General features: G+C 57.9%; 12 protein-coding genes and 1 tRNA gene. 11 read left to right on the forward strand and 2 right to left on the reverse strand.

Annotated elements, in window-relative coordinates; translation table 11 throughout:
* Together AC2FHW_RS17750 and AC2FHW_RS17755 are read left to right on the forward strand one after the other, a co-directional pair.
* Positions 1-768, forward strand: coding sequence for an ABC transporter permease (locus AC2FHW_RS17750; RefSeq protein WP_173487995.1), 768 nt, complete (start codon positions 1-3; stop codon positions 766-768).
* Positions 769-770: 2 nt separating this feature from the next.
* Positions 771-1,118 carry a RidA family protein gene (locus tag AC2FHW_RS17755; RefSeq protein ID WP_276155386.1) on the forward strand — a complete coding sequence of 116 codons (348 nt, stop codon included), beginning with the start codon at positions 771-773 and terminating at the stop codon, positions 1,116-1,118.
* Between the two features lie 233 nt (positions 1,119-1,351).
* Here the strand turns inward: AC2FHW_RS17755 and AC2FHW_RS17760 are convergent.
* Positions 1,352-1,438: transfer RNA gene (locus AC2FHW_RS17760), tRNA-Leu, on the reverse strand.
* A 198-nt stretch (positions 1,439-1,636) separates the two neighbouring features.
* On the opposite strand from AC2FHW_RS17760, the gene AC2FHW_RS17765 reads away from it, so the two are divergent.
* Positions 1,637-2,620, forward strand: coding sequence for a complex I NDUFA9 subunit family protein (locus tag AC2FHW_RS17765; protein ID WP_496822370.1), 984 nt, complete (start codon positions 1,637-1,639; stop codon positions 2,618-2,620).
* Here AC2FHW_RS17765 and AC2FHW_RS17770 read toward each other — a convergent pair whose 3' ends face one another.
* Positions 2,621-3,424: an undecaprenyl-diphosphate phosphatase gene (locus tag AC2FHW_RS17770; RefSeq protein WP_142640289.1), complete on the reverse strand. Its 804-nt coding sequence runs from the start codon at positions 3,422-3,424 to the stop codon at positions 2,621-2,623. It lies immediately after the preceding gene.
* A 230-nt stretch (positions 3,425-3,654) separates the two neighbouring features.
* On the opposite strand from AC2FHW_RS17770, the gene AC2FHW_RS17775 reads away from it, so the two are divergent.
* The 8 genes from AC2FHW_RS17775 (at position 3,655) to AC2FHW_RS17810 (ending at position 15,866) form a co-directional block, all read left to right on the forward strand.
* Entirely contained in the window at positions 3,655-5,088 is a 1,434-nt protein-coding gene (locus AC2FHW_RS17775) for an NAD(P)-dependent oxidoreductase (protein ID WP_496710612.1), read from the forward strand.
* Between the two features lie 23 nt (positions 5,089-5,111).
* Positions 5,112-5,546: a GFA family protein gene (locus AC2FHW_RS17780; protein WP_271951681.1), complete on the forward strand. Its 435-nt coding sequence runs from the start codon at positions 5,112-5,114 to the stop codon at positions 5,544-5,546.
* On the forward strand, positions 5,543-10,075 hold the full coding sequence (gene gltB / locus AC2FHW_RS17785) for a glutamate synthase large subunit (protein ID WP_271951683.1): 4,533 nt from the start codon (positions 5,543-5,545) through the stop codon (positions 10,073-10,075). The genes AC2FHW_RS17780 and gltB overlap by 4 nt, the downstream gene beginning before the upstream one ends.
* A 184-nt stretch (positions 10,076-10,259) precedes the next feature.
* On the forward strand, positions 10,260-11,174 hold the full coding sequence (locus AC2FHW_RS17790; protein ID WP_142640281.1) for a Hint domain-containing protein: 915 nt from the start codon (positions 10,260-10,262) through the stop codon (positions 11,172-11,174).
* Between the two features lie 39 nt (positions 11,175-11,213).
* The gene (mtgA, locus tag AC2FHW_RS17795) at positions 11,214-11,948 is read left to right on the forward strand and encodes a monofunctional biosynthetic peptidoglycan transglycosylase (protein ID WP_142640279.1); all 735 of its coding nucleotides are present in this window, start codon (positions 11,214-11,216) and stop codon (positions 11,946-11,948) included.
* 58 nt (positions 11,949-12,006) lie between these two features.
* The gene (gene fzlA, locus AC2FHW_RS17800; RefSeq protein WP_142640277.1) at positions 12,007-12,672 is read left to right on the forward strand and encodes an FtsZ-binding protein FzlA; all 666 of its coding nucleotides are present in this window, start codon (positions 12,007-12,009) and stop codon (positions 12,670-12,672) included.
* 80 nt (positions 12,673-12,752) lie between these two features.
* A complete protein-coding gene (gene queG, locus AC2FHW_RS17805) occupies positions 12,753-13,790 on the forward strand; it encodes a tRNA epoxyqueuosine(34) reductase QueG (RefSeq protein WP_496678858.1) in 1,038 nt (345 codons plus the stop codon).
* 72 nt (positions 13,791-13,862) lie between these two features.
* Entirely contained in the window at positions 13,863-15,866 is a 2,004-nt protein-coding gene (locus tag AC2FHW_RS17810) for a hydantoinase/oxoprolinase N-terminal domain-containing protein (protein WP_496822372.1), read from the forward strand.
* Positions 15,867-15,877: the final 11 nt, after the last annotated feature.

Raw genomic sequence — 15,877 nt, forward strand, 5'->3', positions numbered from 1 at the left:
ATGGAAACTGTGCTGACCTATATTCCACTCGATGTTGCCCTCATTGCTGCTAACTTCGACCGCTTCCTCTATGGCGTCTGGGTGACGCTCAATCTGACCTTCTTGTCGCTTGTGCTGGGTGGACTGTTGTCGATCCCTATGGCGATTGCCCGCGCTTCAGGGCATGCGGTCCTTAACCCGCTCGTCCAAGGTTACACCTATGTATTCAGAGGCACGCCGCTTCTGGTGCAGACCTATCTCATATACTACGGCGTCGGGCAGTTCGAGGTGATCCGCCAGAGCTTTCTCTGGGACCCCATCCTGTCGTCGGCTTGGTGGTGCGCACTCATCGCCTTCACGCTCAACACTGCTGCTTACACGACCGAGCTACTGCGCGGCGCCATCGCAGATACGCCCAAGGGCGAGGTCGAGGCAGCCATCGCCACGGGGCATTCCTATCGTTCGCGCATGCGTCGTATCATTCTGCCCTCGGCCTTTCGCCGCGCGATCCCGGCTTATTCAAACGAGGTCATCTTCATGCTGCACGGATCGGTCATTGCCAGCACGATCACGCTTCAAGACATCCTCGGCGTCGGGCGCTGGCTTAACGGGCGCTATTATCTCGCCTACGAAGGCTTCATCACCGCCGCTGTGCTTTATTTCCTGATCGTTCTTTGCATCACATGGATCTTCCGCAGCATCGAACGCCGCTATCTGCGCCATCTAACCCGCCGCGCGACGACTGCTTCATCCGATGCGGTCGCCCTTCCTACAGCTGAAAGAATATGACCATGATCGAACGCCACCAGACCAATCAGCGCATGAGTAGAATCGTCAAGCACAATGGGGTCGTCTATCTCTGCGGACAGGTCGGCGATGGTGCCACCGTTGCCGAGCAGACCGAAGATTGCCTTGGCCGCGTCGATAGGTTGCTCCGCGAAGCAGGTTCTTCGCGTGAGCATATATTGCAGGCGATCGTCTGGCTGGCCGACATGGCTGACTTCGACGAAATGAACGCCGTTTGGGATGCTTGGGTGCCACGAGGATCTGCCCCGGCGCGCGCATGCGGCGAAGCCAAGCTGGCCGATGCAGACCTTAGGGTCGAGATAATCGTCACCGCCGCGGTGATTGAGTCATGACAAGTTTGCATTGTGACATACGCCACGTGCTGCACTAAGAGCCTATATCTAAACAAACTGATACTTGACTAATTGCCAAAGAGCGAACTTGCGGTCGCAGCGAACGACCGCTTTCCGCCGTTCAAGTCGGAAAGCTGGAATAACACCATACGCTCAAAGGTGGGCTATAAGGTGGATAGAAATACAGATACCCGCCTTAAGTGATTGTAAAATATAATAATATTATGGATATTTGGTGCCCAGGAGAGGACTCGAACCTCCACGTCCATACGGACACTAGCACCTGAAGCTAGCGCGTCTACCAATTCCGCCACCTGGGCAGGTGTCGTGGAGGGGCGTTTAAGCCTACTGGCGGAAGGCGTCAACCGGATTCGGGAAGTTTTTCGAAAGTTTTTTGACCACCGCTTTCAACCGTCTGTGCCGCGTTGCTTTTTCGTGGCTGCGCGGCGTTATTGCGCCTTGTTTGAAAGGGCATTGGGCGGTAGATCGGATCAGGACCCAATAGCAGGAGCCCTCAAATGTCCAAACTGGTCACGATTTATGGCGGATCCGGATTTGTCGGCCGGTATATTGCGCGACGTCTGGCGAATGAAGGCTGGCGCGTTCGGGTTGCGGTGCGCCGTCCGAACGAAGCGATGTTTGTTAGACCCTACGGTGCGGTGGGGCAAGTCGAACCTGTCCTGTGTAACATCCGCGATGACGCTTCGGTTGCTTTGGCGATGCGGGGGGCTGATGCGGTGGTGAACTGTGTTGGTGTGTTGAACGAGATTGGCCGGAATGAATTCGATACCGTTCAAACCGAAGGGGCTGAACGCGTTGCGCGTCTAGCAGCCGCTGAAGGTGTAACCCGTATGGTCCATATCTCGGCCATTGGTGCTAATGCCGAGGCGGGGAGCGAGTATTCTCGTACCAAAGCGCAGGGCGAGGCCGGTGTTCTGGCGCATATGCCGGGTGCAATGATCCTGCGCCCTTCGGTGATTTTCGGAACCGAGGATCAGTTCTTCAACCGTTTCGCTGCGATGACCCGAATGGGGCCATTTCTGCCGCTGGTCGGGTCCCAGACGCAATTTCAGCCGGTCTATGTGGATGATGTCGCCAAGGCTGCGGTGCAGGGCGTGCTGGGGCAGGCCAGCGGGGGTGTCTACGAATTGGGCGGACCCGAAGTGAAAACCTTCCGTGCGTTGATGCTGCAGATGCTGGATGTGATCAACCGCCATCGGATTGTCCTTGGGATTCCCTTTTGGGTGGCCCGGATCATGGCGGGAATGCTGGACATAATGAAATTTGCGAGCTTTCAGTTGTTTCCGAACAATATCCTGACGCGTGATCAGCTCAAGAATCTGCGTCACGACAATGTTGTCTCAGATAGCGCGCTTGGCTTTGCCGATCTGGGGATCGAGCCGGCGACGCTGGATTCGGTCCTGCCGGATTATCTGTGGAAGTTCCGCCCCTCGGGTCAGTATGATGACATACAGAACTCGGCCAGCAATATGCGGACCTGATCAGCTGTAGGCGATGACCAGAAGGATTGCGCCCACTACTACGCGGTAGATCACGTATGGCGTAAAGCTGACGCTGCGCAACAGGCGCATCATTAGCGACAAGGCAAGCAGCGCGGACAGAAACGCAAAGAACGCAGCAACAGCACTGTCGAACGCCAGTTGGGCATTTGCCTGGCGGATGACCTCTGTGGACAGCAGCGCTCCGGATGCCAGAATCGTGGGTATGGACATCAACATCGCGATGCGTGCACCGTCTTCGCGGCTGTATCCAAGCTGGCGCGCCCCGGTGATCGTGATCCCGGACCGGGATGTTCCGGGGATCAGCGCCAGAACTTGCCACAGGCCCATGATCATCGCATCGCGCAGGCCCCAGTCAGAGGTTTCTTTGCTTTGCGGCCCTTTCTGGTCCATCCAGTAGAGCAATATGCCGAACCCCAGCATCGTCCAGCCGATGACCGTCATTGAGCGCAGAGACTGGCTGAGCCCGGTTTTGAACAGGATCGCTCCGACAATGACGGTTGGGATCGTGGCCAGAATCAGCCCCAGGGCCAATCGGGCTTGTGGTGTATCGGTGCGCCCCAAAAGAGCCTGCGGCAGTCCGGAAATCGCCATTTTCACATCAGACCAGAAATACAGAATTACGGCGCCCAGAGTGCCCACATGCACAGCGACATCGATGGCCAACCCCTGATCGTCCATACCGGTCAGGCTGGGTAAAAGTATCAGATGACCCGAAGATGAGATCGGCAGAAATTCGGTAATTCCCTGAATGACTGCTGCAAGAATCAACTGAAAAAGACTCATTTACCTGCCCGTGCTGCCGCCACGTGTTCTTTGTGATCCCTGCGTATAAGCGCGGTAAGGAAAAGAAAAGGATGCAAATAGGTCCGAATCGGAACTAATATCCTGTATTTCTCACTGGTCATCGGTGGAATCCAGCAAAGTTTTTGAAAAAAGGTCAGCACACTTGACTTTTAATCCCCCTACGCATCTTTTAAAGAGGCGCGACCAAGCCAATTCATGGAGTCTGACCCGTGGCCAAGCAACCGATGCTGAAATTTGTGCAGATCGACCGAGTAATGCCGGAAAAACGGGCCGCAGATGCCCGTACGGAAGACTTTGACGAAATCTATGCCGAATTCGCTGCTGCCAAAGCTGAAGAACAGGCCAGCCGCTGCAGCCAATGCGGTGTGCCTTATTGTCAGTCGCATTGCCCGCTGCACAACAACATCCCCGACTGGCTGAACTTGACCGCAACGGGTCGTCTGGAAGAGGCCTATCACACCAGTCAGGCCACCAACACCTTCCCCGAGATTTGTGGGCGCATCTGCCCACAGGACCGCCTGTGTGAAGGGAATTGCGTGATCGAACAATCCGGGCACGGCACTGTTACCATTGGCTCGATCGAGAAATATATCACCGACACAGCCTGGGAAAAGGGGTGGGTCAAGCCGGTCGTACCGGGTGCTGAGCGCCGCGAAAGCGTCGGCATCATCGGCGGCGGCCCTGGTGGACTGGCAGCGGCGGACATGCTGCGCCGTGCGGGTATTCAGGTCTCCGTGTATGATCGCCATGACCGGGCAGGCGGACTGCTGATGTATGGAATTCCGGGCTTTAAGCTGGAAAAAGACGTTGTTCAGCGCCGCAATGACCTGTTGGCTGATGGCGGGGTTGAGTTTGTTCTGAATTGCGACGTGGACGCCGCCAAATTCGCGGAAATCCGTTCCAAACATGACGCGATTATCATCGCAACCGGCGTTTACAAGTCGCGCGACCTGTCCATGCCTGGCAGCGGTTTGACGGGTATTGAAAAGGCCATCGACTTCCTGACAGCCTCGAACCGCAAAAGCTTTGGCGACGAGGTCGAAGATTTCGACAATGGCCGTTTGAATGCCGAAGGCAAAAAAGTTGTCGTGATCGGTGGCGGTGATACCGCGATGGATTGCGTGCGGACTTCGATCCGTCAGGGTGCGACCTCGGTCAAATGCCTGTATCGCCGCGACCGCGCGAACATGCCCGGATCGCAGCGCGAAACGCAGAATGCCGAGGAAGAAGGCGTCGTATTCGAATGGCTAAGCGCGCCAAAGGGCTTTACCGGCGATGATCAGGTTTCCGGCGTTTTGGTCCAGAAGATGCGTCTGGGTCAGCCCGATGCCACTGGTCGTCAGGCCCCCGAGTTGATCGAAGGCGCGGATTATGTCGAAGACGCTGATCTGGTGATCAAGGCGCTGGGGTTCGAGCCCGAAGACCTGCCCACCCTGTTTGGCCAGCCTGACCTGCCCGTGACCCGCTGGGGCACTGTAAAAGCAGCATTCGAGACCGGCGAGACCGAGATGGACGGTGTCTATGCCATCGGTGACATCGTGCGCGGTGCCTCTCTGGTGGTCTGGGCGATCCGCGATGGGCGCGACTGCGCCGACGCGATCCTTGACCGTTTCAACAACACGGCTGCGGTTGCAGCCGAATAAGCCCCGCGACAGGAGGGACAGAGATGCCCGAATTGCAAGGCCAATGTATGTGCGGCGCGGTCACAGTGACTGCCACCCCGGCGAAAGAGTCGTTGGGCGCGTGCCATTGCGACCAGTGTCGCCGCTGGACCAGCTCGATGCTGATAACGTTTCCCGCGCAAGAGGGGTATGCGGCCCTTGGGCCGGTTAAGACCTTTACGTCCTCGGATTGGGCGGAACGTGCATTTTGCGCCGATTGCGGATCGGCCCTGTGGTACCGGATCACGCTGCCGGGTGAAATGCACGGGCATACCCAAATGGCAGCAGGCCTGTTCGACGACACGGACAATCCGCTGCAACTGGAACTTTATATCGACAAAAAGCCTGACGGGTACGCGTTCGCAGGCGAGCGTCGGCAGATGACCAAAGCTGAGGTCGAAGCCATGTACGGCCTGCCGGAAGAAGGAGACAGCCAATGACCAAATATGATGCCGATTGGGTGCGGGCCGAAGAAGCCAAACGTCAGTTCATGGCCGAAAACGGTCTCTATTCCGAGGAAGAAGAGCATTCGTCCTGCGGTGTGGGTCTTGTGGTCTCAGTCGATGGCAAGCCGTCACGCAAGGTTGTGGATGCTGGCATCGCCGCGCTCAAGGCGATCTGGCACCGCGGCGCGGTAGATGCGGATGGCAAGACCGGCGACGGCGCGGGTATCCATGTGCAAATCCCGGTTCCTTTCTTCTATGACCAGATCCGTCGCACTGGGCACGAGCCCAAATTGGATCAGCTGATCGCGGTTGGTCAGGTCTTTCTGCCCCGCACCGATTTCGGCGCGCAGGAACAGTGTCGGACTATCGTGGAATCCGAAGTGCTGCGCATGGGCTATTACATCTATGGCTGGCGCCACGTTCCGGTTGATGTCACCTGCCTCGGCGAAAAGGCCAACGCGACCCGACCCGAGATTGAGCAGATCCTGATCTCGAATTCCAAAGGCGTGGACGAAGAGACATTCGAGCGTGAGCTTTATGTCATCCGTCGTCGCATTGAAAAGGCTGCCGCAGCGGCCGGGATTTCCGGGCTGTATCTGGCGTCACTGTCCTGCCGGTCAATCATCTACAAGGGCATGATGCTGGCCGAGCAGGTTGCGGTTTTCTACCCCGATCTGATGGATGAACGATTCGAATCCGCCTTTGCCATCTATCACCAGCGCTATTCGACCAACACCTTCCCGCAATGGTGGCTCGCCCAGCCCTTCCGCATGCTGGCCCATAACGGTGAGATCAACACTCTCAGGGGCAACGTCAACTGGATGAAAAGCCATGAAATCCGCATGGCCAGCGGCACCTTTGGCGATTACGCCGAGGATATCAAACCGATCATCGCTGGTGGATCGTCGGATTCTGCCGCATTAGACTCTGTATTCGAAGTTCTTGTACGCGCAGGCCGCTCGGCCCCGATGGCGAAAACCATGCTGGTGCCCGAAAGCTGGTCCAAGCAAGCTGTGGAACTGCCGCAGGCCTGGCGCGACATGTATTCTTACTGCAACTCGGTGATGGAACCCTGGGATGGCCCTGCCGCGTTGGCCATGACCGATGGCCGCTGGGTCTGTGCCGGTCTTGACCGGAATGGATTGCGTCCGATGCGTTATGTGGTCACTGGAGATGGTCTTGTAATTGCAGGCTCCGAGGCCGGGATGGTCCCGATTGATGAGGCCAGCGTGACCGAAAAAGGCGCGTTGGGCCCGGGCCAAATGCTGGCCGTGGATATGAAAAAGGGCAAGCTGTATCGCGATACGCAGATCAAGAACAAGCTGGCCCGCGCACTGCCATTCGGCGATTGGGTCGGCAAGATCAACGATCTGGACGAGTCTCTGGCTTGCATCACCGAAGCGCCGATCTATGCGGGCGAGGAGCTGCGCAAGCGTCAGATCGCCGCCGGATATTCGATCGAGGAACTGGAGCAGATTCTGGCGCCAATGGCCGAAGATGGAAAAGAGGCACTGGCTTCAATGGGCGATGACACGCCATCGGCTGTTCTGTCGAAACAGTACCGTCCGCTCAGCCATTTCTTCCGCCAGAACTTCAGCCAGGTGACCAACCCTCCCATCGACTCGTTGCGCGAATATCGTGTGATGTCGCTGAAAACCCGGTTCGGAAACCTGAAAAACGTGCTGGATGAAGACAGCAGCCAGACCGAAATTATCGTGCTGGAAAGCCCGTTTGTGGGCAATGCCCAATGGGAAGCACTGGCAGAAAACTTCAATGCCCCATTGGCAGAAATCGACTGTAGCTTTGAAGCCGGACAAGGGGCGCTGGGCGCAGCTTTGGCCCGTATTAGAGCCGAAGCCGAAGAGGCCGTGCGCTCGGGCGCGGGGCATTTGGTGTTGTCCGACATGAATTCAGGTCAGGGTCGCGTAGCGATGCCGATGATCCTGGCAACAAGCGCGGTGCATTCGCATCTGACCCGCAAGGGTCTGCGCACATTCTGCTCGCTGAACGTGCGGTCGGCGGAATGCGTTGATCCGCATTACTTCGCCGTTCTGATCGGGTGCGGGGCCACTGTGGTCAACGCCTATCTGGCCGAAGATTCTCTGGCCGATCGTATTGATCGCGGGTTGCTGGATGGCAGCCTGACCGAAAATGTCGCGCGGTACCGCGAGGCGATTGACCAGGGCTTGCTGAAAATCATGGCCAAGATGGGGATTTCGGTGATCTCATCCTATCGTGGCGGATTGAACTTTGAGGCCGTGGGCCTCAGCCGTGCCATGGTCGCCGAATTTTTTCCCGGTATGACCAGCCGGATTTCCGGCATCGGTGTTACGGGCATTCAATCCAAGGCCGAAGAGATCCATGCCAAGGGCTGGGAAAGCGGTCTGGATGTTCTGCCGATCGGTGGTTTCTATAAGGCCCGTAAATCAGGCGAGACCCATGCGTGGGAAGCGACTTCGATGCACATGCTGCAGATGGCCTGCAACAAGGCGTCTTACGAGCTGTGGAAGCAGTATTCGGCCAAGATGCAATCGAACCCGCCGATCCATCTGCGCGACCTGATGGATTTCAAACCGCTGAGCAAGCCGATCCCGATTGAAGAGGTGGAATCTATCACGTCGATCCGCAAACGGTTCGTGACGCCGGGCATGTCTCTGGGGGCGCTGTCGCCCGAGGCGCACAAGACGCTGAACGTTGCGATGAACCGGATCGGGGCGAAATCCGACAGCGGCGAGGGCGGCGAAGATCCGGCGCATTTCGTGCCGGAACCCAATGGTGACAACCCCTCGGCCAAGATCAAACAGGTGGCTTCGGGCCGGTTCGGTGTAACCGCCGAATACCTGAACCAGTGCGAAGAGCTGGAAATCAAGGTTGCCCAGGGTGCCAAACCCGGTGAGGGCGGGCAGTTGCCTGGCATGAAGGTCACCGACCTGATTGCGCGCCTGCGCCATTCGACCAAGGGTGTAACACTGATCTCACCGCCGCCGCACCACGATATCTATTCGATCGAGGATCTGGCGCAGTTGATCTATGATCTGAAACAGATCAACCCGCGCTGTAAGGTGACGGTCAAGCTGGTGGCGTCCTCGGGTGTTGGCACGATTGCTGCAGGTGTAGCCAAGGCAAAAGCGGACATTATCCTTATTTCGGGTCACAATGGCGGCACCGGCGCGTCGCCTGCGACATCCATCAAATATGCTGGTCTGCCGTGGGAGATGGGCCTGACCGAGGCGCATCAGGTTCTGGCGATGAACAACCTGCGGGATCGCGTGACCCTGCGAACCGATGGCGGCTTGCGTACCGGTCGTGACATCGTCATGGCCGCGATGATGGGGGCCGAGGAATACGGTATAGGCACTGCCGCCCTTATCGCGATGGGCTGTATCATGGTGCGTCAGTGCCAGTCCAACACTTGCCCAGTTGGCGTGTGTACTCAGGACGAAAGCCTGCGCGCCAAATTCACCGGTAATGCCGATAAGGTCGTCAACCTGATCACCTTCTACGCGCAAGAAGTGCGCGAGCTGCTGGCCAGCCTGGGTGCGCGCTCGATTGACGAGATCATCGGTCGGGCAGATCTGCTGGCGCAGGTCAGCCGAGGGTCGGCGCATCTGGATGATCTGGACCTCAACCCGCTGCTGATCACCGTCGATGGTGCCCATAACATCGTCTATAATCGCGACAGAGACCGGAACGCGGTGCCCGATACGCTGGATGCGGAAATCGTGCGCGATGCCGCCCGGTTCCTGAAAGACGGCGAGAAAATGCAGCTGTCTTACGCAGTGCAAAACACGCACCGAACCGTTGGGACGCGGGTTTCCAGCCATATCGTGCAAAATTTCGGGATGCGGAACACGTTCCAGTCGGATCACCTGCACGTGAAGCTGCAGGGCTCTGCCGGTCAGTCGCTGGGAGCGTTTGCAGCGCCGGGACTCAAGCTCGAAGTTTCGGGTGATGCCAATGACTATGTCGGAAAGGGCTTGTCTGGTGGTATGATTGTTGTGCGTCCACCGCAGGTCAGCCCGCTGAAGGCGGATGACAACACCATCATTGGCAACACGGTTCTGTATGGGGCCACGGACGGGTATCTGTTTGCAGCAGGCCGCGCCGGGGAACGGTTCGCTGTGCGCAATTCAGGCGCCAAGGTGGTGATCGAAGGCTGCGGCTCGAACGGGTGCGAATACATGACCGGCGGGGTCGCCGTGATCCTGGGCAGTATCGGCGCCAATTTCGGAGCGGGCATGACAGGCGGCATGGCTTACCTGTACGACCCCGACGGCAAGGCGCAGGCGCTGATGAATATGGAAACGCTGGTGACATGCCCCGTGACCATTGGCCATTGGGAAGACCAGCTGAAATCGCTGATCGAAACCCATCAGGCCGAAACCATTAGCCGCAAGGCTGCGGATATCCTGCAGCACTGGGAGGTCGAGAAGGCGAACTTTATCCAGGTCTGCCCGAAAGAGATGCTGAACAAGCTCAGCCATCCGTTGGCGGTCGAGGCAACAGCTGTTCCTGCAGAGTAATCTGAGGGCCAATGAAAATGGCAACCCCGCGTGTCTTTTAAACCACGTGGGGTTTTCTTTTATTGGTCCTAGGTGGTCGTTTGCTTGTCGAAACGGGCCCAATAAGCCTAGATTTCGTCACTTTTTGTTCGGAAGTTGCGGTTAGGCTGCTGTGCAGTCGTGCGAATGCGTAGGAGTCTGTTAGATGCCAACCACCTATCTTGATCAGTTTTATTCGTTTGACCCCGCGAATCCGCCACCGGGCGGTACATCGGTAGTTGTTGATAAATTCAACCTCACCGATGTGGATGACGATGGCGAGATCGACGCGCCCAGCGGGGATACGGTAAACGGCCAGGATGTAACTTCGTCGTGGCCGGGTGATGTTGTTACGATTAACGTGACAGGCGTTGGCAATGTCACCTATACCGGCACGACCTTCTATCTTGCTGACGGAACCCGTGTCTTTACACCAACAGACGGGCAGGTTCTGCAACCGGGCACGTTTGTCTCATCAACATTTGTCAACACGCAGGGGCCGCTAGATGTTGGCAATCTTGGCCCGCCCTGTTTCACCCCCGGAACGCTGATCGAAACGCCTGACGGCGCTTGCTCAGTCGAAGATCTGAAGCCCGGCGATATGGTCATCACATCGGACAACGGTGCGCAGCCGCTGCTTTGGGTGGGGCGGACCACGGTTGAGGCCGAAGGCAAGCTGGCGCCCATTCGGTTTGAGGCTGGCGTGCTAGGGCTGGAACAGCCTTTGATCGTGTCGCCACAGCACCGGATGCTGGTCTCGGACTGGCGGGCGCCGTATTTGTTCGGCCATTCCGAAGTGCTGATCGCAGCGCATTGCCTGGTCAACGGGGATTCTGTTACGCGTGTTGAGGGTGGTCAGATCGACTATATTCATCTTCTCTTTTCGCGCCATGAGATCGTCATTGCAAATGGGGCCAAAAGCGAAAGTTATTACCCGGGGCACGCGCTCTCTCAGTCTGACGCCGAGACAAAGGCTGAAGTTCTGGCCCTGTTTCCCGAATTGCAGACCCGCGACGCGGTCCTGCCAGAAACCGCCCGCCCCGTGATACGCCCGCGCGAGGCGCGCGCTTTGGCGATTTAATCCGTTCCAAACATCGTCGCCGCGTCGTATAGCAACAATATGGCAAAGAAAGCAGCGCGCAAATCGAGCAGTAAGAAAAGCAAGGCGTCGAAGGCAAAGAACCAGACACAATCGCGGATTCGCCGCTGGGTGACCCGCGCAGTATTGGGTCTGGTTGCGTTTGTTGTGGCGCTTGTGGTGCTTTTTTCTGTGGTGAATCCCCCGGTAACCCATACGATCTGGTCTGAATGGCGGCGGCTGGGCAAAGTTCAGCGCGATTGGGTGCCGATTGAACAGATCTCGCCCGTCATGGCGCGATCCGTGGTGGCGGCAGAGGATGCCAATTTCTGCCTGCACTGGGGGTTTGATGTCGATGCCATTCGCGATGCTTTGGAGGAAGGCGGTACACGTGGCGCCTCAACCATCACGCAGCAAGTGGTGAAGAATGTGTTCCTGTGGCAGGGACGCAGTTGGGTGCGTAAGGCGCTTGAGACATCTCTCACCCCCGTGGTCGAGATTTTCTGGAGCAAGCAGCGCATTCTCGAGGTCTATTTGAACGTGGCCGAGACTGGCGAAGGTGTGTTTGGCGTTGAGGCCGCAGCCCAGCGCAACTTCAATGTGACCGCGGCCCAGCTGTCGCCAGTCCAGGCCGCACGTATTGCCGCAATCCTGCCTTCTCCCAAAAACAGGTCCGTTCGGGATCCGTCGGTCCGCACACGCAGACGGGCTGCCTCGATCCTCGATGGGGCGGCCACCATTCGCGCAGATGGTCGCGCGGATTGTTTCGAGGATTGAAACCCAAGGCCCTGCAAGGCTAAAGCTTGAGTGTATTCACTGGTTCGATTGGAAGCCCATGGCGCGTTTGTTTCATGTTCCCTTGTCCCCCTTCTGCCGCAAGGTGCGCCTGTCACTGGCGGAAAAGAAGATTGAGGTTGAGCTGGTCGAGGAGAAATACTGGGAGAAAGACCCGGATTTCCTGCGGCGCAACCCGGCCGGAAAAGTCCCGGTTCTTCGTCTGGACGGAAAGATCATGTCCGAAAGCAACGCGATTTGCGAATATATCGAAGAAACCCGGCCCGATCCTGCGCTGATGCCCCAAACGCCGGAGGCACGATACGAAGTGCGTCGGCTGGTGGCCTGGTTTGATGACAAGTTCCATCACGAGGTGACATCCAAACTGGTTTATGAGCGCGTGAACAAGAAAGTTACCGGTCAGGGCTATCCTGACAGCAAAAATGTCAAGCAAGGTGCCAAGGCCATCAAGTATCATCTGGATTACATGGCCTGGTTGCTGGATCACCGCCGTTGGCTGGCCGGGGATCAGATGACATTGGCCGATTTTGCGGCTGCGGCGCATCTATCGACGCTGGATTATATCTCAGACGTGGATTGGAATCGGTCTCAGGCGGTTAAAGACTGGTACGCCAAGATCAAATCCCGACCTGCTTTCCGGTCGATCCTGGCGGATCAGGTTCCTGGGTTCAGGCCGCCCACCCATTACGCAGATCTGGATTTCTGATAGGGTCGCACAAGGGGGGCTGTCTGCCCCCCCCCATCGCGCCTTGGGGCGCGATTCCCCCCGAAGGTATTTAGGGCCAGATGAAGAGCGGATCGGGTTTAAAGGATAGGCTGGTGGCACAGGCGCTGAGCGAGGGCTTTGTGTCTTGTCGCATTTGTCGCCCGTGGGATGTCCCCGAAGTGCCCGCTCGGCTGGAGGCGTTCCTGCAGGCCGAATATCACGGGCAAATGGGATGGATGGCCGAGCGGACCCATTGGCGAGGCGACCCGGCAGCGCTCTGGCCCGAGGCGAAATCGGTGATCATGTTGGCAGAAAGCTATGCGCCCGAACATGATCCAACCGAGATTCTGGACCACCCCGAGAAGGGGGCGATCTCAGTCTATGCGCAGAACAAGGACTATCACGTCCTGGTCAAGAAGCGGCTCAAAAGGTTAGCCCGCTGGTTGATAGCCGAGGCTGGTGGCGAGGTGAAGGTCTTTGTCGATACCGCCCCGGTTCCGGAAAAGGCCTTGGGTCATGCTGCGGGGTTGGGATGGCAGGGTAAGCACACCAATCTTGTAAGTCGCGATTGGGGAAATTGGGCCTTTATAGGGTCTGTTTTTACAACTCTGGACCTACCTTCGGATCAAGCAGAGGTGGATCACTGTGGATCCTGCCGGGCCTGTTTGGCCGCCTGTCCGACAGACGCATTCCCGGCGCCTTATCAGTTGGACGCGCGGCGCTGCATTTCTTACCTGACAATCGAACACAAGGGTCCGGTTGATGAAGACCTGCGCGCGAAACTCGGCAATCGGATCTATGGTTGCGATGATTGCCTTGCCGCCTGCCCCTGGAACAAATTCGCAGTCACGGCCAGTGACATGCGCTATGCAGCGCGTGAGGATCTGAAGGCTCCTCGGCTGGCAGAATTGGCTGGCCTGGACGATCCGGAATTTCGAACGAAATTCTCGGGCTCTCCAATTAAGCGGATTGGACGGGACCGGTTTGTGCGAAATGTGCTGTACGCCATTGGCAACTCAGGCCTGCAGGGGTTGATACCGATTGCACAGGATTTGACAGAGGATCCGGATTCAGCCGTGGCAGATGCCGCGCGCTGGGCGGTCAAACAACTCTCCTAGGTGCCGCAAACAGGCTGGACGTGTCGGTGCAAACCGCTAAACCCAATCACAGCGAACAGGAAGGAGAACCCGATGGCGCTGGCTTTGGGGGTTGATACAGGCGGAACCTATACGGATGCGGTGCTGGTCCGGGATGAGACTGAGGTGATTGCTTCAGCCAAATCTCTGACAACACGAGCTGATCTGGCGATTGGCGTTGGCAAGGCGATTTCTGCGGTTCTGACGCAGGCTCAGGTGTCACCGGAGCAGATCTCAATGGCGTCCCTGTCAACAACTTTGGCCACGAATGCGCTGGTCGAAGGGCAGGGTGGCCGGGTTGCCCTTGTCTATATCGGGTTTAGGGAAGGAGATCTGGAAAAGCATGGTCTGCGGGATGCTTTGAAAGGGGATCCTGCTTTGGTTGTGGCGGGCGGTCACACGCATGCGGGAACAGAGGCCAGGCCATTGGATGTTCAGGCGATTGAGGCCTTTTTAGACTCTAATTCTGGTATCTCCGGGTTCGCGGTGGCCGGGCAGTTCGCCACCAGAAACCCGGCGCATGAACTTGAGGTCGCCCGCATTATTTCTGATCGGACGGGTGCGCCGGTGACATGTTCGCACCATCTGTCGGCCAAGTTGAATGGCCCAAAACGTGCAGTGACAGCGGTATTGAATGCACGGTTGATTGGCATGATCGACCGCTTGATCGGACGGGCACAGGATCAGCTTGTGACGCTAGGTATTTCAGCGCCAATGATGGTGGTTCGCGGCGACGGAGCGTTGATGAGCGCCGAACAGGCGCGGGATCGACCGATTGAAACGATTTTGAGCGGCCCTGCGGCCTCGATCGTCGGGGCGCGCTGGCTAACGGGAGCCGAGAACGCTCTGGTATCAGATATCGGAGGTACCACGACCGATGTCGCCTTGATCCGGGATGGCAAGCCCGCCATTGATCCCGAAGGTGCCAGGGTTGGCGGCTTTCGCACCATGGTGGAGGCCGTCGCAATGCGGACCCACGGGTTGGGCGGGGACAGTCAGGTACATGTTGTAACCGAAGGGCTGGGCGGCGGCATCTTCCTGGGACCGCGCCGTGTTTTGCCCGTATCTCTGATCGCGTCAGAGGCGCCCGACGAGGTTCACACGGCCTTGGATGCGCAGTTGCGGGCCCCAACCGTGGGTGAACATGACACCCGGTTCGCACGTCTGGTACCGGGTGTTCATGCCGAAGGTCTGGGGGCAAGGGAAACCGCCCTAGTGGATCGTTTGGGGCAGAAGGTCCTGCCGCTGTCCGATTTGCTTAAAACGCGGATGGAGACAGGCGCACTTACTCGTTTGGTGGATCGTGGAATCGTTCAGGTATCCGGCGTGACACCTTCGGATGCCAGCCATGTTCTGGGCCGTTTGGATGCCTGGGACGCAGAGGCTGCACGCAAAGCGTTGGAACTGGTGGCGCGAAAACGGATTGGCACCGGTGATATGCTGGCTGCAACACCGGATCTGTTGGCGCAGATGATCGTTGATCAGTTGACCGAACAGACCTCTTTGACCTTGTTAGAGACCGCTTTCTCAGAAGAAGCCGAGGAGTTCGGCGTTCCGGCACCCGATCTGGCCCGGCATGTTTTGACGCGGAAAGGTCTGGCCGGGCATCGCGGTTTGGTGGCGCTGGACGCGGCACTGAATGTGGATGTGATCGGTCTTGGGGCGTCGGCCCCCAGCTATTACCCCGCAGTCGGGGAAAGATTGCGATGCCGCATGATTTTGCCGGAACACACGGGCGTGGCCAATGCGATTGGAGCTGTGGTTGGCAGGCTGACACTGCGCCGGGCCGGGACCGTCACCGCGCCATCCGAAGGGCGGTACAGGGTGCATCTTGAAGACGGGCCTCAGGACTTTAGCGATTCTGACGAGGCGATGGCGCTGCTGGAATCCATCCTGAGGGCTGAGGCGGAAGGAGAAGTGCGCGGAGCCGGTGCCGAGGATATCCGAGTGATCGTCGACCGTGATATCCGCACCGCCCGTATCGAAGCGCAGGAGGTCTTTGTTGAGGCAATGATCACCGTCGAGGCCAGTGGAAGGCCGCGGGTGGCGTCTGACTAGCCCCTGATCCG

The organism is Ruegeria sp. YTSA108 (genome assembly GCF_059610185.1).